At 70.7% G+C, this 19,918-nt stretch carries 23 protein-coding genes; 13 read left to right on the forward strand and 10 right to left on the reverse strand.

Annotated elements, in window-relative coordinates:
• The first annotated feature begins 108 nt into the window (after window positions 1-108).
• Genes ACLJPY_RS12720 through ACLJPY_RS12730 form a run of 3 tightly spaced genes read left to right on the forward strand, consistent with a single transcriptional unit; the run spans window position 109 to window position 1,896 of the window.
• Window positions 109-858 (forward strand): GntR family transcriptional regulator, encoded by a 750-nt coding sequence (locus tag ACLJPY_RS12720; protein WP_410588364.1) that lies wholly within the window; start codon window positions 109-111, stop codon window positions 856-858.
• Window positions 855-1,697, forward strand: a complete 843-nt coding sequence (locus ACLJPY_RS12725; RefSeq protein WP_410588366.1) for a phosphoribosylaminoimidazolesuccinocarboxamide synthase — start codon at window positions 855-857, stop codon at window positions 1,695-1,697. The genes ACLJPY_RS12720 and ACLJPY_RS12725 overlap by 4 nt, the downstream gene beginning before the upstream one ends.
• Entirely contained in the window at window positions 1,690-1,896 is a 207-nt protein-coding gene (locus ACLJPY_RS12730; RefSeq protein ID WP_410588368.1) for a hypothetical protein, read from the forward strand. The genes ACLJPY_RS12725 and ACLJPY_RS12730 overlap by 8 nt, the downstream gene beginning before the upstream one ends.
• Here ACLJPY_RS12730 and ACLJPY_RS12735 read toward each other — a convergent pair.
• Both ACLJPY_RS12735 and ACLJPY_RS12740 read right to left on the reverse strand, forming a co-directional pair.
• Window positions 1,893-2,882 carry an aldo/keto reductase family protein gene (locus ACLJPY_RS12735; protein WP_410588369.1) on the reverse strand — a complete coding sequence of 330 codons (990 nt, stop codon included), beginning with the start codon at window positions 2,880-2,882 and terminating at the stop codon, window positions 1,893-1,895. The genes ACLJPY_RS12730 and ACLJPY_RS12735 overlap by 4 nt on opposite strands.
• Window positions 2,883-3,008: 126 nt before the next feature.
• Window positions 3,009-3,656 carry a DUF3043 domain-containing protein gene (locus ACLJPY_RS12740; protein ID WP_410588370.1) on the reverse strand — a complete coding sequence of 216 codons (648 nt, stop codon included), beginning with the start codon at window positions 3,654-3,656 and terminating at the stop codon, window positions 3,009-3,011.
• Window positions 3,657-3,802: 146 nt separating this feature from the next.
• Between ACLJPY_RS12740 and ACLJPY_RS12745 the strand changes: the two genes are divergently transcribed.
• On the forward strand, window positions 3,803-4,180 hold the full coding sequence (locus tag ACLJPY_RS12745; protein ID WP_004562664.1) for a HesB/IscA family protein: 378 nt from the start codon (window positions 3,803-3,805) through the stop codon (window positions 4,178-4,180).
• Between the two features lie 64 nt (window positions 4,181-4,244).
• On the opposite strand, the gene ACLJPY_RS12750 is transcribed toward ACLJPY_RS12745, so the two are convergent.
• Window positions 4,245-4,415 carry a hypothetical protein gene (locus tag ACLJPY_RS12750; RefSeq protein WP_410588371.1) on the reverse strand — a complete coding sequence of 57 codons (171 nt, stop codon included), beginning with the start codon at window positions 4,413-4,415 and terminating at the stop codon, window positions 4,245-4,247.
• Window positions 4,416-4,563: 148 nt separating this feature from the next.
• Here ACLJPY_RS12750 and ACLJPY_RS12755 point away from each other — a divergent pair, with 148 nt between their 5' ends.
• Window positions 4,564-5,556: a carbohydrate kinase family protein gene (locus ACLJPY_RS12755; protein ID WP_410588372.1), complete on the forward strand. Its 993-nt coding sequence runs from the start codon at window positions 4,564-4,566 to the stop codon at window positions 5,554-5,556.
• 263 nt (window positions 5,557-5,819) lie between these two features.
• Here ACLJPY_RS12755 and asnB read toward each other — a convergent pair whose 3' ends face one another.
• Window positions 5,820-7,754, reverse strand: coding sequence for an asparagine synthase (glutamine-hydrolyzing) (asnB, locus tag ACLJPY_RS12760; protein ID WP_410588373.1), 1,935 nt, complete (start codon window positions 7,752-7,754; stop codon window positions 5,820-5,822).
• Between the two features lie 186 nt (window positions 7,755-7,940).
• Here asnB and ACLJPY_RS12765 point away from each other — a divergent pair, with 186 nt between their 5' ends.
• Together ACLJPY_RS12765 and ACLJPY_RS12770 are read left to right on the forward strand one after the other, a co-directional pair.
• Window positions 7,941-8,885 carry a cytochrome c oxidase subunit II gene (locus tag ACLJPY_RS12765; protein WP_410588374.1) on the forward strand — a complete coding sequence of 315 codons (945 nt, stop codon included), beginning with the start codon at window positions 7,941-7,943 and terminating at the stop codon, window positions 8,883-8,885.
• Between the two features lie 33 nt (window positions 8,886-8,918).
• Window positions 8,919-9,338, forward strand: coding sequence for a cytochrome c oxidase subunit 4 (locus ACLJPY_RS12770; RefSeq protein WP_410588375.1), 420 nt, complete (start codon window positions 8,919-8,921; stop codon window positions 9,336-9,338).
• Window positions 9,339-9,395: 57 nt separating this feature from the next.
• On the opposite strand, the gene ACLJPY_RS12775 is transcribed toward ACLJPY_RS12770, so the two are convergent.
• Complete coding sequence (locus ACLJPY_RS12775; RefSeq protein ID WP_410588377.1) at window positions 9,396-10,355, reverse strand: GlxA family transcriptional regulator; 960 nt, start codon at window positions 10,353-10,355, stop codon at window positions 9,396-9,398.
• Window positions 10,356-10,438: 83 nt separating this feature from the next.
• Here ACLJPY_RS12775 and ACLJPY_RS12780 point away from each other — a divergent pair, with 83 nt between their 5' ends.
• A complete protein-coding gene (locus ACLJPY_RS12780; RefSeq protein WP_410588378.1) occupies window positions 10,439-11,350 on the forward strand; it encodes a DMT family transporter in 912 nt (303 codons plus the stop codon).
• 143 nt (window positions 11,351-11,493) lie between these two features.
• Here ACLJPY_RS12780 and trpD read toward each other — a convergent pair whose 3' ends face one another.
• The 3 genes from trpD to ACLJPY_RS12795 all read right to left on the reverse strand — a co-directional run bounded on the left by trpD (window position 11,494) and on the right by ACLJPY_RS12795 (window position 13,419).
• On the reverse strand, window positions 11,494-12,528 hold the full coding sequence (trpD, locus tag ACLJPY_RS12785) for an anthranilate phosphoribosyltransferase (RefSeq protein ID WP_410588380.1): 1,035 nt from the start codon (window positions 12,526-12,528) through the stop codon (window positions 11,494-11,496).
• A gap of 5 nt (window positions 12,529-12,533) precedes the next feature.
• Window positions 12,534-12,941, reverse strand: coding sequence for a hypothetical protein (locus ACLJPY_RS12790; RefSeq protein WP_410588381.1), 408 nt, complete (start codon window positions 12,939-12,941; stop codon window positions 12,534-12,536).
• A 64-nt stretch (window positions 12,942-13,005) separates the two neighbouring features.
• Window positions 13,006-13,419: a hypothetical protein gene (locus tag ACLJPY_RS12795; protein ID WP_410588382.1), complete on the reverse strand. Its 414-nt coding sequence runs from the start codon at window positions 13,417-13,419 to the stop codon at window positions 13,006-13,008.
• Window positions 13,420-13,514: 95 nt separating this feature from the next.
• Between ACLJPY_RS12795 and ACLJPY_RS12800 the strand changes: the two genes are divergently transcribed.
• The 4 genes from ACLJPY_RS12800 to ACLJPY_RS12815 all read left to right on the forward strand — a co-directional run bounded on the left by ACLJPY_RS12800 (window position 13,515) and on the right by ACLJPY_RS12815 (window position 17,860).
• Window positions 13,515-14,138 (forward strand): heme-copper oxidase subunit III, encoded by a 624-nt coding sequence (locus ACLJPY_RS12800; RefSeq protein ID WP_410588384.1) that lies wholly within the window; start codon window positions 13,515-13,517, stop codon window positions 14,136-14,138.
• Between the two features lie 61 nt (window positions 14,139-14,199).
• Entirely contained in the window at window positions 14,200-15,018 is an 819-nt protein-coding gene (locus ACLJPY_RS12805) for a c-type cytochrome (protein WP_176175746.1), read from the forward strand.
• A complete protein-coding gene (locus ACLJPY_RS12810; protein ID WP_410588385.1) occupies window positions 15,015-16,181 on the forward strand; it encodes a ubiquinol-cytochrome c reductase iron-sulfur subunit in 1,167 nt (388 codons plus the stop codon). Before ACLJPY_RS12805 ends, ACLJPY_RS12810 begins: the two co-directional genes overlap by 4 nt.
• Entirely contained in the window at window positions 16,178-17,860 is a 1,683-nt protein-coding gene (locus tag ACLJPY_RS12815; protein WP_410588386.1) for a cytochrome b, read from the forward strand. Before ACLJPY_RS12810 ends, ACLJPY_RS12815 begins: the two co-directional genes overlap by 4 nt.
• 66 nt (window positions 17,861-17,926) lie before the next feature.
• On the opposite strand, the gene ACLJPY_RS12820 is transcribed toward ACLJPY_RS12815, so the two are convergent.
• Together ACLJPY_RS12820 and ACLJPY_RS12825 are read right to left on the reverse strand one after the other, a co-directional pair.
• Window positions 17,927-18,208 carry an Lrp/AsnC family transcriptional regulator gene (locus tag ACLJPY_RS12820; protein WP_410588387.1) on the reverse strand — a complete coding sequence of 94 codons (282 nt, stop codon included), beginning with the start codon at window positions 18,206-18,208 and terminating at the stop codon, window positions 17,927-17,929.
• Window positions 18,209-18,259: 51 nt separating this feature from the next.
• Window positions 18,260-18,997, reverse strand: coding sequence for a maleylpyruvate isomerase family mycothiol-dependent enzyme (locus ACLJPY_RS12825; protein ID WP_410588388.1), 738 nt, complete (start codon window positions 18,995-18,997; stop codon window positions 18,260-18,262).
• 91 nt (window positions 18,998-19,088) lie between these two features.
• On the opposite strand from ACLJPY_RS12825, the gene ACLJPY_RS12830 reads away from it, so the two are divergent.
• Window positions 19,089-19,841: a MerR family transcriptional regulator gene (locus ACLJPY_RS12830; RefSeq protein WP_410588389.1), complete on the forward strand. Its 753-nt coding sequence runs from the start codon at window positions 19,089-19,091 to the stop codon at window positions 19,839-19,841.
• The last annotated feature ends 77 nt before the right edge of the window (window positions 19,842-19,918 follow it).

Here is a 19,918-nt window from a genome sequence, read left to right on the forward strand (position 1 = left end):
CAGTCCAGTGCGTGTACTAGTACACCTGGGTGGTTCTGAACAGGCCTTTGTGGGACACCCCCCGGCGTGCTAGAACACTTGTGCGTGTTGTCCCTGTGAGGAGCCGCCTTGCCCACCCTGGATCGCCCTGAGCCGCCGTACCTGCAGATCGCGGGCCGGATCCGTGACGACATCCTGTCCGGCCGGCTGCAGGAGGGCGATGCGGTGCCGTCCGCCCGCGAGATCGCGCGCACCTGGGCCGTCGCCATGGCGACGGCCACCAAGGTGCTGGCCACGCTGCGCTCGCAGGGCCTCGTGCGGCCGGTGCGCGGCGTCGGCACGGTCGTCGACCGCGGCGGCCTGCACCGCACGGCCCGCGACCGCAGTGCCGCCTCGGCGAAGACGGGCCGGATCTATCCGCCGGGCCACTACGCCGTGATCCGCTCGGCGGCCCTCGAGCCCGCGCCGGAACGTCCCGCGGCCGCACTCGGCCTGGACGAGGGCGCTCCGGTGATCAAGCGCCGCCGCACCACGTACGGTCCCGACTCGCGGCCGCTGTCGACGTCGACGTCGTGGTTCGACGGCACGCTGTCGGCGAAGGCGCCGGCGCTGCTGGTGGCGGAGCGGATCGTCGAGGGCACCGCGGCCCACGCGGCCGCCCGGCTCGGCACGAAGGTCGCGACGACGCAGGAACGGCACGCGGCGGGCCGCGCGGGCGAGGAGGAGGCGGCCGAGCTGGGGCTGCCCGCGGGGTCGCCGGTGCTGCTCGGCCGGAGCACCTTCCTGGCGGCCGACGGCACGGTCGTCGAGTACGGTGAGTCCGCCGCCTTGCCCGACCACTGGGTTTTCTACGAGTACACGACTGAGGACGGCGAATGAAGCACATCCACGCGGGCAAGGTCCGTGACCTGTACGAACTCGACGGCGGGGACATCCTGCTGGTCGCGTCCGACCGCGTCTCGGTCTACGACGTCTCGCTGCCGACGCCGATCCCGGACAAGGGCAAGCTGCTCAACCAGCTCTCCGCGTGGTGGTTCGACCGGATGACCGACGTCGTGCCCAACCACGTCGTGTCCACCACCGACGTGCCGGCCGAGTTCGCCGGGCGCGCGATGCGCTGCAAGCCGCTGAAGATGGTCAAGGTCGAGTGCATCGCCCGCGGCTACCTCGCCGGTCTGGGCCTGCGGGAGTACCGGCGCGACGGCGAGATTTCCGGCGTCGCGCTGCCGCCGGGGCTGGTCGAAGGCGACAAGCTGCCGGAGCCGATCTTCACGCCGACGACCAAGGAGTCCGACACCGGCCACGACGAGTTCATGACCTTCGAGGAGGTCCTGAACGAGATCGGCGAGGACACCGCGAAGCGGCTTCGCGAGCTGACGCTGGAGATCTACACGAAGGGCGCCGAACACGCGGCCGCCCAGGGCGTCATCATCGCGGACACGAAGCTGGAGTTCGGCTTCGACGCCGACGGCACGCTGACCCTCGGCGACGAGGTCCTGACGTCGGACTCGTCCCGGTTCTGGCCGGTCGACGAGTGGGAGCCGGGCCGTCCGCAGCACGCGTTCGACAAGCAGTTCGTGCGCGACTGGTCGCGGTCGACGGGCTGGGACCAGACCCCGCCCGGGCCGGAGATCCCCGCCGACGTCGTCGAGCAGACGCGGCAGCGCTACACCGAGGTCTACGAGCGGATCACCGGGAAGACCTGGGTCCGTGGGTGAGTACGACCCGTACCGGCTGATCGACGACGTCGAAAGCCTGCTGCTCGCGCGCGGTCTCACCCCGGCGCGCGTGCCCGGGCGCGGCGGCGACCGCCTGGCGGGCGCCGGCCGCCTGCTGCGCGGGTTCGGCCTGGAGCCCCGGATGGCCCCCGAGGACGCGTTCGACCTCGGGGTGCCGTTCCAGGGCCGGATCGGCTAGGGGCTCTTGGTCAGGCTCGCGTCGCGCTCGACGACGTCGCCGAGGACGTCGTCGATGGCGGTCAGCAGGTCGGCGTCGAGCTTCTTGCCGGCGGCCTTGACGTTTTCGTGCACCTGCTCCGGCCGCGAAGCCCCGATGATCGCCGAGGCGACGTTCGGGTTCTGCAGCACCCAGGCGACGGCCAGCTGCGCGAGGCTCAGGCCGGCGTCCTTGGCGAGCGGTTCGAGCTGCGCGACGCGCTTGAGGACGTCTTCGTCGAGGAAGCGGGCGACCATGTCGGCGCCGCCCTTCTCGTCGGTGGCGCGCGAGCCGGCGGGGTAGGCCTGGCCGGGCTTGTACTTGCCGGTGAGCACGCCCTGCGCGATCGGCGACCAGACGATCTGGCTCAGGCCTTCGCGCTCGGAAGCGGGGATGACCTGCTCTTCGATGACGCGCCAGAGCATGTTGTACTGCGGCTGGTTCGACACGAGCGGGACGTGCAGCTCGCGGGCGAGGGCGGCACCGCGGGAGATCTGCTCGGCGGTCCACTCGGAGACGCCGACGTAGAGCACCTTGCCCTGGCGGACGAGGTCGGCGAAGGCGAGCATGGTCTCTTCGAGCGGGGTGTGCCGGTCGAAGCGGTGCGCCTGGTAGAGGTCGACGTAGTCGGTGCCGAGCCGCTTCAGGCTGGCGTGCGCCGACTCCATGATGTGCTTGCGGGACAGGCCCTTGTCGTTGGGCCCCTTGGGACCGGTGGGCCAGAAGACCTTGGTGAAGATCTCGAGGCTTTCCCGCCGCTGCCCCTCGAGGCCGCGCCCGAGCACCGACTCGGCGGCGGTGTTGGCGTAGACGTCGGCGGTGTCGAAGGTGGTGATGCCGGCGTCGAGGGCGGCGTGGATGCAGGCGTGCGCCTGGTCCTCCTCGACCTGGGAACCGTGGGTGAGCCAGTTCCCGTACGAGATCTCACTGACGTTGAGGCCGCTGCGGCCGAGACGACGAAACTCCATGTGACGAGCTTAGGCGGTAATCGTTTGCGTTGCTAACGACCCGGCGTGACCCCGGTCTCGGTCACCGGGTCTCGGACAGCAAGAAGCCGGGTCGAGCGGCGCTCGACCCGGCTTCTCCAAACCCGCTCAGTCCGGGATCGGGTCCCCCGGCTTCAGCCGCGGCTTCGGCATCCGCAGCCGGCGGATCTGGGACGCCCGGACGAACGCGTACCAGCCGATCGAGCGGCCGTTCACCGCTTCCTTCGGGAACTTCTCCCGCACCAGCTTCGCGATCTTGCGGCCGTTCACGACGCCCTCGATCGCCATCACCAGCAGCATCGCCGTGCACAGCAGCGTGATGTACGACTGCACCTGGGGCAGCGGCACCAGCAGCGCCAGGAACACCACGATCGCCAGCGGCATGAACAGGCCCAGCAGGTTGCGCCGGCTGTCGACCAGGTCGCGGACGTACCGCTTGACCGGCCCGCGGTCGCGCGGCAGCAGCGCGTTGTCGTCGCCGCGCATCATCGCGTCGCGCTTGGCCTTGGTCGCCGCGCGGCGCTCCTCCTTGGTCTGGGGGTTCGCCTTGCGCAGCTCTTTGTTGCGCTTCATCGCCTCGCGCATGGTGGTCGGCGGCGGCGCCACCGGGCCGCGCCGCTTCGCCTCGGCGTCGCGGCGCTTCGGCGTCGCCTTGCCCTTGCCGGGGGTGTACGACTTGCCGGCGACCTCGACGGCTTCGGCCGTCTCCGGCTCTTCGGCGGCGGTGTCTGTGGTGCTTCGGCGCAGGAACCTCACCTCACCAGGGTATTGCAGGCGTCACGCCGCCGTTCACCAGGTCGATCCATGTGCGACGATGGTGGGGGAACAGATCGGACGCCCCGCGTGTTGAACCAGTCAGCACGAGGAGTATCCGCAGCGAGTTCGACTTTATGAGGAGTGCCATGACGACCGCTGAGCACGCCGGCGCGACGCAGGCCGAGACCGCCGAGGAAACCCACGGCGTCACGCTGACCGACGCCGCGGCTTCCAAGGCGAAGGCCCTGCTCGAGCAGGAGGGCCGCGACGACATGCACCTGCGCATCGCCGTCCAGCCCGGTGGCTGCGCCGGCCTGCGTTACCAGCTGTTCTTCGACGAGCGCACGCTCGACGGCGACCTGTTCCGCGACTTCGACGGCCTGAAGGTCGCCGTGGACCGGATGAGCGCGCCGTACGTGTCGGAAGCCGTCATCGACTTCGTGGACACGATCGAGAAGCAGGGCTTCACGATCGACAACCCGAACGCCACCGGCTCCTGCGCCTGCGGCGATTCGTTCCACTGAGTGACGCGTGAAGAAGGCCCCGTCTCCCGGGCAGGGAGGCGGGGCCTTCTTCGTCGCTGCGGACCTACACGTACGCGTCGAGCTCGGCCACCTGGGCGTGGCACGCCTCGTCGACCTGCCACGGCTGGGCCGTGACGGGCGCGAGCCGGAGGCTTTCGGCCTGGAGCGTCGCCGGGATGAGCGCGCAGTCGGCGATCAGCTCGGACAGGGTCTCGGGTTCGGTGACGGCGTTCACGATTCGTAACGCTATTGATCCGCTCTCGACTGGAGAAGGAGTACCAGCCGGTAGTGTCGGCTGGGCACGCGCGAACTACCCGGATGGGTCACGACCCGGGGGTAACTTCGCGCCTTTTGCCGTGAGGTCGAACACGAAGGAGCAGCCGGTGGCAGAAAAGGCCAGGATCGCGGTGTCCGGCAGTATCGCGACCGACCACCTCATGCACTTCCCGGGCAGGTTCGCCGAGCAGCTCGTCGCCGAACAGCTGCACCGGGTCTCGCTGAGCTTCCTCGCCGACGACCTGGTGGTCCGGCGGGGCGGCATCGGCGCGAACATCGCCTTCGGCCTCGGGGTGCTCGGCGTCCAGCCGGTCCTCGTGGGCGCGGTCGGCGCCGACTTCGCCGACTACCGCTCCTGGCTGGAGCGGCACGGCGTGGACACCTCGGGCGTGCACGTGTCGGAGGTCGCGCACACCGCGCGGTTCGTCTGCACCACGGACGAGGACCTCTGCCAGATCGCGACGTTCTACGCCGGCGCGATGGCCGAGTCCCGCAACATCGAGCTGCAGCCGATCGCCGAGCGCGCCGGCGGGCTGAGCCTGGTGCTGATCAGCCCGGACGACCCCGAGGGCATGATCCGCCACGCCGCGGAATGCCGTCAGCGCGGGTACGAGTTCGCCGTCGACCCCTCGCAGCAGCTGGCCCGGATGACCGGCGAGCAGGCGCGCGCGTTCGTCGCCGGCGCGAAGTACCTGTTCAGCAACGACTACGAGTGGGAGCTGCTGCTCCAGAAGACCGGCTGGACCGAGGCCGACGTCCTCGACCAGGTCGGCCTCCGGATCACGACGCTGGGCGAGAAGGGCGTCGAGATCGTCGGCAAGGACGGCATCGCCCTGCAGATCGGCGCGGTCCCGGAACGCCTGAAGGCGGACCCGACGGGCGTCGGCGACGGCTTCCGCGCGGGCTTCCTGGCCGGCCTCGACGGCGGCCTCGGCGTGGAGCGCGCGGCCCAGCTCGGCTCGCTGATCGCGGTGCTGGTGCTGGAGACGGTCGGCACGCAGGAGTGGACGTTCGACCGCACGGAGGCCCTGGCCCGCATCGGCGAGGCCTTCGGCCCGGACGCGGCGGAGGAGATCTCGGCGGTGCTGCCCGCCGCCTGAGCCCGGACGCGACGAAGGCCCCGCACCGAGCCGGTGCGGGGCCTTTCCCGGAGGTGCAGGGGCGCTGAGACCTGCGAAGGCGCCCGGCGCGGCTCAGGTGGTCCGGTGCGCCGCTCCGGGGGCGCGGAACTGGTGAACCGGCTCGCGCGCTGCGCGGAGTGCACCACCCGCCCGCGCCGGCCGGCCGCTCCGGCCGCCTGAAGCAGCCCGGACGCGACGAAGGCCCCGCACCGAGCCGGTGCGGGGCCTTCGTCACACGGGCCTCAGAGCTTGACCGGGTACACCGGCTCCGGGATCTCCGGCTTGATCCGGTGCTCGACGAAGATCCCGTGCCACAGCATGAACACGATCAGCGCCCACAGCTGGCGGCTGCGGTCCAGCTGGCCCGCCTTGTGCTCCTCCAGCAGCGCCAGGATCGCCTTCTTGTCCAGCAGCTCCTCGGTCTTCGAGTCGCTGATGATCCCGCGCGCCCAGTCGTACATCTCGTTGCGCAGCCACAGCCGGATCGGGACCGGGAAGCCCAGCTTGCGGCGGTTCAGCACGTGCGCCGGGATGATCTTGGCCAGGGCCTGGCGCAGCGCGTACTTCGTCGTGCCGTGGGCGAGCTTCTGGTCCAGCGGGATCGACGCCGCGACCTTGAACACCTCGGCGTCGAGGAACGGCACCCGCAGCTCCAGCGAGTTCGCCATCGTCACCTTGTCCGCCTTGACCAGGATGTCGCCGCGCAGCCACGTGTAGAGGTCCACGTGCTGCATGCGGGCCACCGGGTCCCAGCCGCGCGAGACGTCGTACCAAGGCGCCGTGACGTCCTTGAAGCCGACGCCCTCCTGGTACGTGCGAAGGACGTTCCGCAGCTGGTCGTCGCGGAAGTTGCGGGCGTTGCCGTAGTAGCGGTCCTCCAGCGGCAGCGCGCCGCGGCGCAGGAGGTCCTTGCCGCGGGTGCCCTCCGGTATCTTCGTCGACACCTTGCCGATGAGCTTCCGCATGCCGCCCGGGATCTTCTCGAACGGCGCCAGCGAGATCGGTTCGTTGTAGATCGTGTAGCCGCCGAACAGCTCGTCCGCGCCTTCGCCCGACAGCACCGCCTTGACGTGCTTGCGGGCCTCGCGGGCGATGAACCACAGCGGGACCAGCGCCGGGTCGGCCACCGGGTCGTCGAGGTACCAGACGATGAGCGGCAGCACCGCCATCATCTCGTCGGCCGACACCGTGCGGACCACGTGCTTCACGCCGATCGCGGCGGCCGACTCGGCGGCGACGTCGACCTCGGAGTAGCCCTCGCGCTCGAACCCGGTGGTGAACGCGATCAGGTTCGGGTTGTGCTCCTTGGCCAGCGTGGCGGTGGCCGTGGAGTCGATGCCGCCGGAAAGGAACGCGCCGACCGTGACGTCGGGGTCGGAAATCATGTGCTTGCCGACCGAGTCGCGCATCACATCGGCGATCCGCTGGTACAGCTCCTCGGCCTCACCAGGCCCGTTGACCGGCTTCGCGCTGAACTGCGGGTGGAAGTAGCGGGTGAACTTCACCTCACCGCCGGGCACCACCTCGAACGACGTGCCGGATTCGACGCGCCGGATCGCCGTGTGCAGCGACTCGGGCTCGGGCACGTACTGCAGGACCAGGTAGTGCTGGAGGGCCTTGCGGTCCAGCTCCTGCGCGACGCCGAGGGTGTCCGACAGCTCCAGCAGGCTCTTCTTCTCGCTGGAGAAGGCCACGCCGCCGGGGCCGGCCGAGTAGAACAGCGGCTTGATCCCGAACGGGTCGCGCGCGCCGAAGACCCGCTTCTCCTGGGAGTCCCAGATCATGAAGGCGAACATGCCGCGCAGCCGCTTCACCCAGTCGGCGCCGAGGTAGTGGAAGCCGGCGACGATGGCCTCGCCGTCGCCCTCGGTCTCGAACTTCGCGCCGTGCTGCTCGGCGAGCTCGGCCCGCAGCTCCAGGTAGTTGTAGATCTCCCCGTTGAAGTTCATCGTGTACCGGCCCGGCGCCTCCGGCGGGCCCCAGACCAGCGGCTGGTGGGCGTGCTCGACGTCGATGAAGGCGAGCCGGTTGAAGCCGTAGACGACTTCGGCGTCGGCCCAGGTGTCCTGCTCGTCGGGGCCGCGGTGGCGCTGGCAGCGCATGGCCGCGCCGACGGCGTCACGCGCGTTCGCCGCGCCGGTCTCGGTCGCGCAGATCAGTCCAAGCAGGCCGCACACGGGTACTCACACACCTTCAGGGTCTTCACCGGGCTGGGGGAAGGCCCCAGTATGCCGGGGCCGCCGTGGCGAGTACCACGCGCGTCGATGGTTACCCCTTGGTCAGCGGAGCCCGTGAACTCGGCTAGGCTCCCGGCTGTCACGAAGATCGGTCGTAGGAGGCTCTGGGTGAAAGGGCGAGGCGCAGTGGGACAACCCGAGCGCACCCTGGGGAAGCGGACCGTGCGCGTCGCCGCGCTGGCCGTGCTGGTCGCGCTGACCGCGACGGGCTGCTCCGGCGACGAGATCCTGCGGTTCGGCTGGCCCGTCGGTGTCACCGAGCAGGCGAACCAGATGCGCAACCTGTGGACCTGGGCCGTGGTGGCCGCGCTGGTCGTCGGGGTCATCGTGTGGGGCCTGATCTTCTGGACCGCGACGTTCCACCGCAAGAAGAAGACGGCCGACGGCGAGCCGGAGGAGCTGCCCCGGCAGTTCCAGTACAACATCCCGCTCGAGCTGTTCACGGTCGTCGTGCCGACGATCATGGTCTGCGTCCTGTTCTTCTTCACCGCGACGACGGAGTCGAAGGTCCTGGACAAGATCCCGAACCCGGACGTCAAGGTCCAGGTCGTCGCCTTCCAGTGGAACTGGGAGTTCAAGTACGAGGACGCCAACGCGGCCAAGCCCGACGGCAGCGGCCAGGTCAGCACGGTCGGCTCGTCCGGCGAGATCCCGCTGCTGGTGCTCCCGGTCGGCAAGACCATCCAGTACGACCTGGTCTCCACCGACGTCATCCACTCCTTCTGGGTGCCGGAGTTCCACTTCAAGCGGGACGTCTTCCCGAACCCGGAGAAGAACAACCAGGACAGTTCCTTCCAGAACAAGATCGACCGCGAAGGCTCCTTCGTCGGCCGGTGCGCGGAACTGTGCGGTACCTACCACGCGGTGATGAACTTCGAGGTCCGCGCGCTGTCGGCGGACAAGTTCGACCAGTACATCGCGCTGCGCAAGCAGGTGAACCCGGCCACCGGCCAGACGTTCACCGCGGCCGAAGCGCTGGCGAAGATGAACTGCGGCGAGCTGTGCACCCCGCACGCGGTGACCACCCAGCCGTTCAACACCGACCGCACGGCGCGCACCGCGTCGAACTGACGTCCGGCGAGACACAGGAGTAGGAAAAGACCCATGAAGGTCGAAGCCCGCATCTTCTTCATCGTGGCGATCTTCGCCGTGTTCATGGCGGGGGTCTACTGGCTGTGGACCGCGCTGGCCGCGACCCACGGGGCCGAGCCGGTGGGCATCGTCGCGCTGTTCCTCACCGGTGGCCTCGCGTTCCTGGCCGGCAGCTACATGCAGTTCGTCGCCCGCCGCATCGAGCCCCGCCCGGAGGACCGGGAGGACGCCGAGATCAGCGACGGCGCGGGCGAGCTGGGCTTCTTCAGCCCGGGCAGCTACTGGCCCATCGGCATGGCGGCCACCGCCGCGCTCGGCGCCGTGGCGCTGGCGTTCTTCCACATCTGGCTGCTCGTCATCGCCCTGGTCGCGCTGCTCATCACGATCGGCGGCCTGGTGTTCGAGTACCACACGGGCCCGTCGCACGACTGAGCTCGATCTCTTTTCCGGACCGGCCGTGACGCACCCGCGTGGCGGCCGGTCCCGTTTTCAGCCCCGGAACGCCGTCCGGTAGGAGGACGGGCTGGTGCCCCGCAGGCGGCTGAACTGGTGGCGCAGCGCGGCCGCCGAGGCGTAGCCGCACGCCGTCGCGATGTCCTCCACCGACAGGCGGCCCTCCTCCAGCAGGGCCTGGGCCCGGTCCAGGCGTCGTTCGGTCAGCCAGCGGTGCGGGGTGGTGCCCGTGGCCGCGGAGAAGCGGCGCAGGAAGGTCCGCTCGCCGAGACCGCTGCGGCGGGCCAGCTCCGCCACCGTGAACGGCTGGTCCAGCCGTCGCTCCACCCACTCCAGGGCCTCCGCGACCACGACGTCGTCGCCCGCCGCCGTCGCCGGCACGGGCGCCTGGACGAACTGGGCCTGGCCGCCCGCGCGGTGCGGGGCCGCGACCATCCGCCGGGCCAGCGTCGTGGCCGCCGCGACGCCGCGCAGCCGGCGGACCAGGTGCAGGCACAGGTCCACCGCCGCGACGGTGCCCGCGCTGGTCAGGATGCCGCCGTCGTCGGCGTAGAGGGCCTGCGGGTCCACCTCGGCGGCCGGGAACCGCCGCCGGAACTCGGCCTCGTACACCCAGTGGACCGTGCAGCGGCGGCCGTCGAGCAGGCCCGCGTAGCCGAGGGTGAACACGCCCGCGCAGAACCCCGCTACCCACGCACCGCGCCCGGCCGCCTCCTGCAGGACGTCCAGCACCGGTGCGGGCGGTGGCGCGGTCCGGGGCGCGCACGTCGGCACGATCAGCAGGTCCGCCGACGCCGCGAAGTCCAGGTCCGCCAGGCCGGACAGCCTGAACCCGGACCAGCTCTCGACCGCGGTCCCGCCGGGGGAGCAGACGGCGAAGTCCCAGCCTTCGATGCCGTCGGCGGTGCGGTCGGTGCCGAACACCTCGCAAGCGACGCCCAGCTCGAACGGCGAAACGCGGTCGGCGAGCACCACGGCGACCCGGTTGACGTCCATACCGGTCAGTGTGTCACAAGTTTTGCGGTCGCTGTCATCTCTGACACTGGTCGAGGGTGCCGGACGCGACGAACCTGGTCGGCATGACGAACTCCGAAACCCGCCCGCTGCTGCAGTGGTCCGCGGCGATGGCGATGTCCGGCACGATCGGCGCGGTCGTCCTGGAGAGCGGCGCGGCCGCGCCCGCGGTGGCCTTCGCCCGCTGCTTCGTCGGCGGTGCCCTGCTGGTCCTCTGGTGCCTCTCGCGCGGCTGGCTGCAGGCCTGGCGGCCGTCCCGCCGCGACCTCGGGCTGGCCGTGCTGGGCGGGCTGTTCCTGGTCGGCAACTGGGTGCTGCTGTTCGCCTCGTACGCGCTGTCGTCGATCTCGGTCAGCACGGTCGTCTACCACACGCAGCCGCTGATCCTGGTCGGCCTGGCGGCGGCCTTCCTCGGCGAGAAGGTGGCCAAGAGCCACCTGGCCCGGGCCGGCATCGCGTTCGGCGGGGTGGCGCTGATCTCGCTGTCCGCCCACGGCGAGGACGGCAAGCCGGTGCAGCTGGCGGGGATCGCGCTGGCCCTCGGCGCGGCGGTGTTGTACGCCGGAGCGTCCTTCGTCGCGAAGCAGCTGAAGCACATCCGCCCGCACCTGCTGGCGGCGGTGCAGACGACGGTGGGCGCGCTGGTGCTGGCGCCCACGCTGCTGATTACGCCGCTGCCGTCGACGACCTCGGGCCTGCTCTGGCTGGTGCTGCTGGGCACGGTGCACACGGCCCTGATGTACGTGCTGATGTACGCGAGCATCGGCAAGCTGCCGACCACGACGGTGGCCCTGCTGTCCTACCTGTACCCGGTGGTCGCGGTCGTGGTCGACATCGCGTTCTACGGCCACCGCCCGAGCTGGCCGGAGGCTTTGGGCATGCTCGCGGTCCTGGCAGCCGCGCTGGCCCCCCAGCGCCGCCGCCCGGCCGTCGCACCGGCCCCCGAAACCCGCGAAGAACCGGCCTCCCGGTCGTGATCAGACCCGTGACTCGCGTGACCAGAGACGGGACCAACGTGATCGGGGCCGGAACTCGCGAGTTCCGGCCCCGATCACGTGAGTTCCGCCGCTGATCACGCGAGTTCCGGCTTCGGTCACGCGAGATCCGGCGGGCGAGCGGGTCAGCGGAAGGCGATCCAGCGGTCCAGGAGCGCGGCCGCGGCGCCCGAGTCGATCGCCTCCGCGGCGCGCGTGAGGCCGGCGCGGAGGTCGTCCTCCAGGGACTCCGAGAAGCCCGTGAAGGCCGCCAGTGCCGCCGCCGCGTTGATCAGGACCGCGTCGCGGACCGGGCCCGGCTTGCCGCCCACCAGCTCGCGGACCACCTCGGCGTTCGCCGCCGCGTCGCCGCCGCGCAGGTCCTCCGCCGTCGCGCGGGGGATGCCCAGCGACGCCGGGTCGAAGGTGCGCTCGGCCACCGCGCCGTCCGAGACCACCCACACCGTCGACGTCGTCGTCGTGGTGATCTCGTCGAGGCCGTCGTCGCCGCGGACCACCAGGGCACGTGTGCCGCGGCGGGCGAACGTCTCCGCCAGCACCCGCGTCTTGTCCGGGTACGCGCAGCCGATCAGGGCCGCGCCCGGCTGGGCCGGGTTGGTCAGCGGGCCGAGCAGGTTGAACGTCGTCGGGATGCCGAGCTCGCTGCGCACCGGGCCGGCGTGCCGCAGGGCCGGGTGGAACGCCGAGGCCAGGAAGAACCCGATGCCGACCTCGTCGAGGCTGCGCCGGACGTCCTCCGGCGGCAGCGAGATGGTCACCCCGAGCGCTTCGAGGACGTCCGCCGCGCCGGACTTCGACGACGCGCTGCGGTTGCCGTGCTTGGCCACCGGCGCGCCGGCCGCCGCCGTGACGATCGTCGCCATCGTCGAGATGTTCACCGAGTTGGAGCCGTCGCCGCCGGTGCCGACGATGTCGACCGCCGGGCGGTCCAGCTCGACCCGCCGGGCGTGCGCCAGCATCGTGGCCGCCAGGCCGGCGATCTCCTCGGGCGTCTCGCCCTTGGCGCGCAGCGCCACCGCGAACCCGGCGATCCGGGCCGGGCTCGCCGCGCCGCTCATGATCTGGTCCATCGCCCACGCCGTGTCCTCCGCGGAGAGGTCGACGCCCGCGACGAGCTGCTTGAGCAGGGGTGGCCAGGTGCGGGGGACCGGGGTGGTCACCGGGCTCAGCCGTTCACGACGGGGACCCGTCGCGCGCGCAGCACGTCGGCGACGGTCTCCGCGGCGGTCAGCGGGTCCAGCGGGTGCACCAGCACGGCGTCCGCCTGCGACCAGGTGGCCAGCCACCGGTCGTCCTTGCGCCGCACGGCCACCACGATCGGGGGACAGTCGGTGATTTCACTCTTCAGCTGACGGCACAGGCCGATGCCGCCGGTCGGCTGCGCCTCGCCGTCGAGGATCGCCAGGTCGACGTTCCCCGCGTCCACTTCGGCCAGCACGTCGGCGATGCCGGCCGCCTCGACGTAGTCCACGCGCGCCAGGTCGGCGGCGGGCCGCCGGCCGACCGCGTTCACGATCGCCTCGCGCACCTCCGCCTTGTGGCTGAACACCAGGACCCGCATCGACTCGCCCATCAGGCACGCCTCCGTATCGCTACCGCACGCTTCGCGACCCCGATCGTATCGGCCGAGACCGACATCACGCGGTCGGCTCCGGCTGTTGCGCGTCCCAGCCGAGCGCGTCGCCGCCCAGCCGTTGCGCGAGACCGGCCATCCGGGACCGTTCCTGGGCGCAGTGCAGGGCGTCGAGCACCTGGACGCGCCGCGCGAGCACGCGCACCAGCTCGCCGTCCGGACTCTGTTCCCGCAGGTCGTAGCCGTCCTGGGCGAGGATCGACGCGGCCTCGGCGAGCCGGTCCGGTGGCAGCAGCAGGTGGTGCCGCAGAACGGCCGGTGCCGTGCTGACCCAGCCGGGTGAAGCGGCGAGGACGGCGGAGTCCGCGACGACCGGGTCGAAGGCCTCCACGACGATCTTCAACCCGGGCGCGTCGGGCGTCGGACCGGGCGTTTCCCGCTTCCTGACCAGGTCAAGCAGGCGGTCGAGTAAACCCATGAGTAGCTCTCCCCTTCGCGGGCATCCGGTGTGATCGGTTACGCAGACGGCTCGCCGTGGACCCACCCGGCGGAGCGGCGGTGCGAGAGGACATAATGCGACGCGTGACAACGGCAGCTCCCACCATCAGTCAGCGGGTCCACTCGCTGAACCGGCCGAACATGGTCAGTGTCGGCACCATCGTGTGGCTTTCCAGCGAGCTGATGTTCTTCGCCGGACTGTTCGCGATGTTCTTCACCGTCAAGGCGCAGAACTCGTCCGGCCAGTGGCCGCCGCCGCTGCACGGCGAGGAGTTCCACCTCAACGTGGCGTACGCGATCCCGTTCACGGTGATCCTCGTGCTGTCCTCGCTGACCTGCCAGTTCGGCGTGTTCGCGGCCGAGCGCGGCGACGTCTACGGGCTGCGCCGGTGGTACATCATCACGTTGATCATGGGCGCGATCTTCGTCGCCGGCCAGGCCAACGAGTACCACAACCTGGTCGAAGAGGGGATGACGATCCCGTCCGGCCCGTTCGGCACGGTCTTCTTCCTCGCCACCGGGTTCCACGGCCTGCACGTCATCGGCGGGCTCATCGCCTTCGTGTACCTGCTCATCCGCACGAAACTGAGCAAGTTCACGCCCGCCCAGGCCACGTCGGCGATCGTCGTGTCCTACTACTGGCACTTCGTCGACATCGTGTGGGTCGGCCTCTTCGGTGTGATCTACCTCCTTCCGTAGGTCGCACCCGCCGCCACCACCATCACCATCGGCCTGAACTGACAGCAAGGGTTGCCGCAAGATGACCACCAGCACGAAATCCTCGGAGCGCCGCTACCGCGCGCGGTCGAAGCTGCGGAGGCGGTTCGCCGGCCTGCTCGCGCTCGGCATCGCGCTGGTGGGCGCCGGCGCCCTGTACGCCGTGTTCGCCCCGGAGCCGCAGACCGCGCAGGCCCAGGGCACGCCGGCGCAGCTGCGCCTCGGCGAGCAGGTCTACAACAACACCTGCATCGCCTGCCACGGCGCGAACCTCGAGGGCGTGCAGGACCGCGGGCCGAGCCTGATCGGCATCGGCGACGCCGCGGTGTACTTCCAGACTTCTTCGGGCCGCATGCCGGCCGCGCGCCAGGAGGCGCAGGTCGAGCGCAAGCCGCCGAAGCTGACCGAGGCCGAGATCGACGCGGTCGGTGCCTACATCCAGGCGCACGGCGGCGGCGTCCAGCGGCCCGCCGAGAAGGGCGAGGCCCTGCGCGGCGACGACCCGGCCCGCGGTGGCGAGCTCTTCCGCCTCAACTGCGCGTCGTGCCACAACTTCACCGGCCGCGGTGGCGCGCTGTCGGCCGGCAAGTACGCGCCGAACCTGGACCCGGCCAGCGAAGAGCAGATCTACACGGCCATGCTCACCGGCCCGCAGAACATGCCGAAGTTCTCCGACCGGCAGCTGTCGCCGGAGGAGAAGAAGGACATCGTCGCCTACGTGAAGTCGGTGTCGGACGGCAACAATGACCCGGGTGGTAACGGCCTCGGCGGGGTCGGCCCCGCTTCGGAGGGCGTCATCGCCTTCATCGTCGGGATCGCCGCGCTGATCGGCGTGACGCTGTGGATTGGATCGAAGGCATGAGTGCCGAGGGGCCGAAGCCGCCGACGGAGGCGGAGCTGGCTGAGATGGACCGGGACCAGCTGGTCAAGCTGGGCGGGGCGCTCGACGGCGTCGAGATCGTCGAGTACCCGACCCCGTGGCCCGTGGAGGGCACCCGCGCGGAGAAGCGGGCCGAGCGCCTGGTGGCGTTCTGGTTCGGGCTGTCCGCGCTGGCCGGGATCGGGTTCGTCGTCTCGCTCATCTGGTGGCCGTGGCAGTACGAGGCGCCGGACAACGAGAGCGCCCACTTCTGGTACAGCCTGTACACCCCGATGCTGGGCGTCACGCTCGGCCTGGCCATCCTCGGCCTGGGCATCGGCGTGATCCTGTACACGAAGAAGTTCGTGCCCGCCGAGGTCGCGGTCCAGCAGCGCACCGACGCGGACGGCGCCGGCTCGTCCGAGGTCGACCGCGCGACGATCCTCGCGCACCTGGCCGACGCCGGGAACCGCAGCACCATCGCCCGCCGCTCGCTGATCAAGCGCTCGGCGATCGCCGGGGCCGGCACGCTCGGCCTCGCCGCCGCCGCCCTGCCGGTCGCGTCCTTCATCAAGAACCCGTGGAAGGACAGCGAGTCCCGCGACTCGCTGTGGCACACCGGCTGGCAGCCGAACTTCCCGGGCGAGAAGGTCTACATGCGCCGGGCCACCGGCAAGCCGGTCGAGGTGGAGCACGGCAAGCAGACCGAGATCTCCCTGGTCAAGGCCGAGGACCTCGACGCCGGCGCGATGGAGACGGTGTTCCCGTTCCGCGAGTCCGAGCGCAACGACGCCGAGGCGCTGGCCAAGGCGCTGACCCGCGTCGACAACCCGGTCATGCTGATCCGCCTGCGCCCGACCGACGCCGCGAAGGTGGTCAAGCGGGCCGGCCAGGAGGACTTCAACTTCGGCGACTACTACGCGTACACGAAGATCTGCAGCCACGTCGGCTGCCCGACCTCCCTGTACGAGCAGCGGACCAACCGCATCCTGTGCCCGTGCCACCAGTCGCAGTTCGACGCCCTCCACTACGCCAAGCCGATCTTCGGCCCGGCGACGCGGCCGCTGGCCCAGCTACCGATCACGGTGGACGAAGAGGGATACTTGATCGCGCGAGGCGACTTCATCGAGGCCATCGGTCCGGCCTTTTGGGAGCGTAAGTCATGAGTTCACTCACCACGCCGACCAAGGGGTCGAGCGCTGTCGAGAAGGCCGTGGGCGAGGCCGCGAACAACGCCGACCAGCGGTACCAGCTGGCCAAGGGTCTGCGGCACCAGATGAACAAGGTGTTCCCGACGCACTGGTCGTTCCTGCTGGGCGAGATCGCGCTGTACAGCTTCATCATCTTGTTGCTGACGGGTGTGTACCTGACGCTGTTCTTCGACCCCTCGATGCAGGAGGTCGTCTACCACGGCAGCTTCAAGAACATGCAGGGCCTGGAGATGTCGCAGGCGTTCCGCACGACGCTGGACATCTCCTTCGACGTCCGCGGCGGCCTGTTCATGCGGCAGCTGCACCACTGGGCGGCGCTGATCTTCGTGGCGTCGATGGCCGTGCACATGCTGCGGATCTTCTTCACCGGTGCGTTCCGGCGCCCGCGTGAGGCGAACTGGGTGATCGGCGGGCTGCTGCTGATCCTGGGCTGCTTCGAGGGCTTCTTCGGCTACTCGCTGCCGGATGACCTGCTTTCCGGGACCGGGATCCGGGCGACGCTGTCGGGCATCGTGCTGTCGGTGCCGGTGGCGGGTACCTGGATCCACTGGGCGCTGTTCGGCGGGGAGTTCCCGGGTGATCAGATCATCCCGCGGTTGTACACGCTGCACATCCTGCTGATCCCGGGGATCATGCTCGCGCTGGTCGGGGCGCACCTGGCGCTGGTGTGGTACCAGAAGCACACGCAGTTCCCGGGGGTGCGGCGCAAGGAGTCCAACGTCGTCGGGGTGCGGATCATGCCGTACTTCGCGCTCAAGGGCGGGGCGTTCTTCACGCTCGTGGTGGGTGTGCTGGCGCTGATGTCGGGGCTGTTCCAGATCAACCCGGTGTGGAACTTCGGTCCGTACAACCCGGCGCAGGTGTCGGCGGGCTCGCAGCCGGACTGGTACATGGCCTGGGCCGACGGCATGCTGCGGATCTGGCCGGCCTGGGAGGTCTACCTCGGGAACTACACGATCCCGGCGGTGTTCTTCCCCGGCGCGATCGGCATGCCGATCCTGTTCGGCCTGCTGCTGACCTACCCGTTCCTCGAGCGGAAGCTGTCCAAGGACACCGCGCACCACAACCTGCTCCAGCGGCCCCGTGACACACCGGTCCGCACGGCGCTGGGCGCGATGGCGCTGGGCTTCTTCATGGTCATCGAGCTGTCCGGCTTCAACGACATCATCGCCGACAGCTTCGACATCTCCCTGAACGCGACGACGTGGGCGGGCCGCATCGGCGTGCTGATCGTGCCGCCGCTGGCCTACTACTTCACCTACCGCATCTGCCTGGGCCTGCAGCGGGCCGACCGCGAGGTGCTGGAGCACGGCGTCGAGACGGGCATCATCAAGCGGCTGCCGCACGGTGAGTTCATCGAGATCCACCAGCCGCTGGCGGGTCTCGACAGCCACGGCCACGCGATCCCGCTCGAGTACCAGGGCGCTTCGGTGCCGAAGAAGATGAACAAGCTGGGCTCGGCCGGCCACGCGGTGCCGGGCACGCTCTGGTCCCCGGACCCGGCCGAGGAGACGGCGGCGCTGGAGCGGGCCACCGGCAACGGCCACTCCGGAGCCGAGAACGGCCAGCACGGCCAGCACGGCGAGTTCGACTCCGCCGAAGTGGCGTCGAGCGCGAAGCAGTCGGACCACTAGGTCCACCCACGACGAAGGCCACCTCCTCCGGGAGGTGGCCTTCGTCGTTTCCGGGGCCTCCTGGCGCTAGTCGTCCACGCCGATCGAAAAGGCCGACTCGGTGTCGGCACGGCTGTAGGACCGGAACGCGATGTGCGTGACGGTGTTCAGCACGCCCGGCACCTTCCCGATCTTGCCGGGGATCAGGTCGGCCAGGCCTTCGTGCGTGGACACCTGCACCGTGGCGATGAGGTCGACGTCCCCGGCGCACGAGTAGACCTCGCCGACCCCCTCGATGTCGGCGATCGCCTGCGCCGCGTCCGGGATCGCGTCCGCCTCTACCTGGATCAACACGATCGCGGTGATCACCTGGGTCCTCCAAGACTCGTCTGCGGGTGTCGCCCGCGATCCTAGTGAGCCCTACGCCGCGGTGCGGGCCAGCCAGTGCTCGGCCAGCGCCGCGTCGCCGGTGATGGCGACGCGGTCCGCGGGCAGGCGCCGGGTGAGCACGAGCAGCAGGTCGGCCACCGGGCCGGCCAGGGTGACGTCGGCGGTCGCCGTGCCGCGGTCCCACCGGACGCCGTCAGGGGTGCGGGTGATGAGCCAGCCCGGGCCGTCGGCGGGGTCCAGGAGGAGGGTCTGGCCGGTGCCGCGGAGTTCGGCGAAGGCCGGCTTGAGGTTCGCCGTGCCGGGGTCGGACAGCACGTCCAGCCATTCGCTGATCGCGTCGGCGGCGAAGTCCGGCGCCACGGTGAAGGTCTTGCCCGTGGCCAGGGCGGCGTCGGCGTGGTGGACGGTGGTGTCGTGCAGCATCCGGCGGAGCCAGAACCGCGCCGGCTGGGGACCGAAGAACGTCCACACCGGGGTGTCGCCGGCGGCCTCGACGGCGTCTTCGAGGTCCTTGGCGCCTTGCTCCAGCCAGCCCGGCCACTGTCCGGGTTCGCCGGGGTCGGCGTCGAACGGGTCGGGGACCGGCGACGGCCCGTCCCGGACGATGCTCGCGGACCAGCGGTGGGCCTGGCCGATGTGGCCGACGAGCACCCGCAGGGGCCACTCGGGGCAGGTGGGTACCTTCGCCTCGGGATCGGCGTTCTCGACGGCGCCGGCGAACCCGGCGGTGTGCTCGCGGAGTCCTTCGGCGAGTCTGGCGTTGTCCATGGCCGTACCGTAGGAATTCCATCCGGCTGGAGGTTCGACGGAAGGTGATCGGAGTCACCTCGGTATCGGCGAGCTGGCGCGCCGGACCGGCGTGCCCGTCCGCACGATCCGGTTCTACTGCGACGAGGGCGTGCTGGAGCCGGTCCGCAGCGCGGGCGGCCACCGCCGCTTCGACGGCGCGGCGGTCGACCGGCTGACCCTGGTCCGCCGCCTGCGCGGGCTCGGGCTGGGCCTGCGCCCGATCACCGAGGTGCTCGCCGGCCGCCGGTCCCTCGACGACGCCGTGGCCGCCGAGCGGACGGCGCTGGACCGCGAACTGGCGACGTTGAACTGGCGGCGTTCGGTGCTCCACGCGGTCGCGGAAGCGGCGCCCGCCGACCGCGCGGCGCGGCTCGAGCTGCTGTCGGCGGTCCAGGACGGGTATTCGGCGCACGAGGCGCTGGTCCGCCTGTGGCGTCCGATGACGACCGGGCCGATCCCGCCGGACACGGCCCGCATGTTCCTCGACATCAGCGTCCCGGAACCCCCGGCCCACCCGACGACGGCTCAGGTGGTGGCGTACGCGGAGCTGGTGCTGCTGGCGGCGGACGCCCGGCTGGCGTCCGAGCTCAAGGCGAGCACGCTGGCGGCCCACGACCGCATCGCGGACCTGGGCACGCTCCACGCGGAGGTCGGCGAGGCGTGCACCCTGGCGGCCACCCGGCTGGCGGCCGGAGCGGCACCGGCGCCGGGCTCGGAGCTGGACCGTTTCGTGGCGGCCCACGCGGCCGCGCTGGGGGCGGAACACCTCAGTCGCCTGACCCGCTCAACCCCTCCCGCACCTGGCCGCCTCACCCACCATTAGGCCCGCGTACTCGGACGGTCGGCCCGCGTACCCGGACGGTCGGCTTGCGTACCTGAGGGGTCGGCTCGCGTACCTGG

The sequence above is a fragment of the Amycolatopsis sp. lyj-23 genome (assembly GCF_046549135.1).
Lineage (GTDB): Bacteria > Actinomycetota > Actinomycetes > Mycobacteriales > Pseudonocardiaceae > Amycolatopsis.

Coding starts and splice junctions, on each gene's coding strand:
- ACLJPY_RS12775 (WP_410588377.1), bottom strand. CDS start 10,355: ATGGACGTCAACCGGGTCGCCGTGGTGCTCGCCGACCGCGTTTCGCCG.
- ACLJPY_RS12780 (WP_410588378.1), top strand. CDS start 10,439: ATGACGAACTCCGAAACCCGCCCGCTGCTGCAGTGGTCCGCGGCGATG.
- ACLJPY_RS12790 (WP_410588381.1), bottom strand. CDS start 12,941: ATGGGCGAGTCGATGCGGGTCCTGGTGTTCAGCCACAAGGCGGAGGTG.
- ACLJPY_RS12795 (WP_410588382.1), bottom strand. CDS start 13,419: ATGGGTTTACTCGACCGCCTGCTTGACCTGGTCAGGAAGCGGGAAACG.
- ACLJPY_RS12745 (WP_004562664.1), top strand. CDS start 3,803: ATGACGACCGCTGAGCACGCCGGCGCGACGCAGGCCGAGACCGCCGAG.
- ACLJPY_RS12770 (WP_410588375.1), top strand. CDS start 8,919: ATGAAGGTCGAAGCCCGCATCTTCTTCATCGTGGCGATCTTCGCCGTG.
- ACLJPY_RS12815 (WP_410588386.1), top strand. CDS start 16,178: ATGAGTTCACTCACCACGCCGACCAAGGGGTCGAGCGCTGTCGAGAAG.
- ACLJPY_RS12805 (WP_176175746.1), top strand. CDS start 14,200: ATGACCACCAGCACGAAATCCTCGGAGCGCCGCTACCGCGCGCGGTCG.
- ACLJPY_RS12735 (WP_410588369.1), bottom strand. CDS start 2,882: ATGGAGTTTCGTCGTCTCGGCCGCAGCGGCCTCAACGTCAGTGAGATC.
- ACLJPY_RS12800 (WP_410588384.1), top strand. CDS start 13,515: ATGCGACGCGTGACAACGGCAGCTCCCACCATCAGTCAGCGGGTCCAC.
- ACLJPY_RS12825 (WP_410588388.1), bottom strand. CDS start 18,997: ATGGACAACGCCAGACTCGCCGAAGGACTCCGCGAGCACACCGCCGGG.
- ACLJPY_RS12810 (WP_410588385.1), top strand. CDS start 15,015: ATGAGTGCCGAGGGGCCGAAGCCGCCGACGGAGGCGGAGCTGGCTGAG.
- ACLJPY_RS12725 (WP_410588366.1), top strand. CDS start 855: ATGAAGCACATCCACGCGGGCAAGGTCCGTGACCTGTACGAACTCGAC.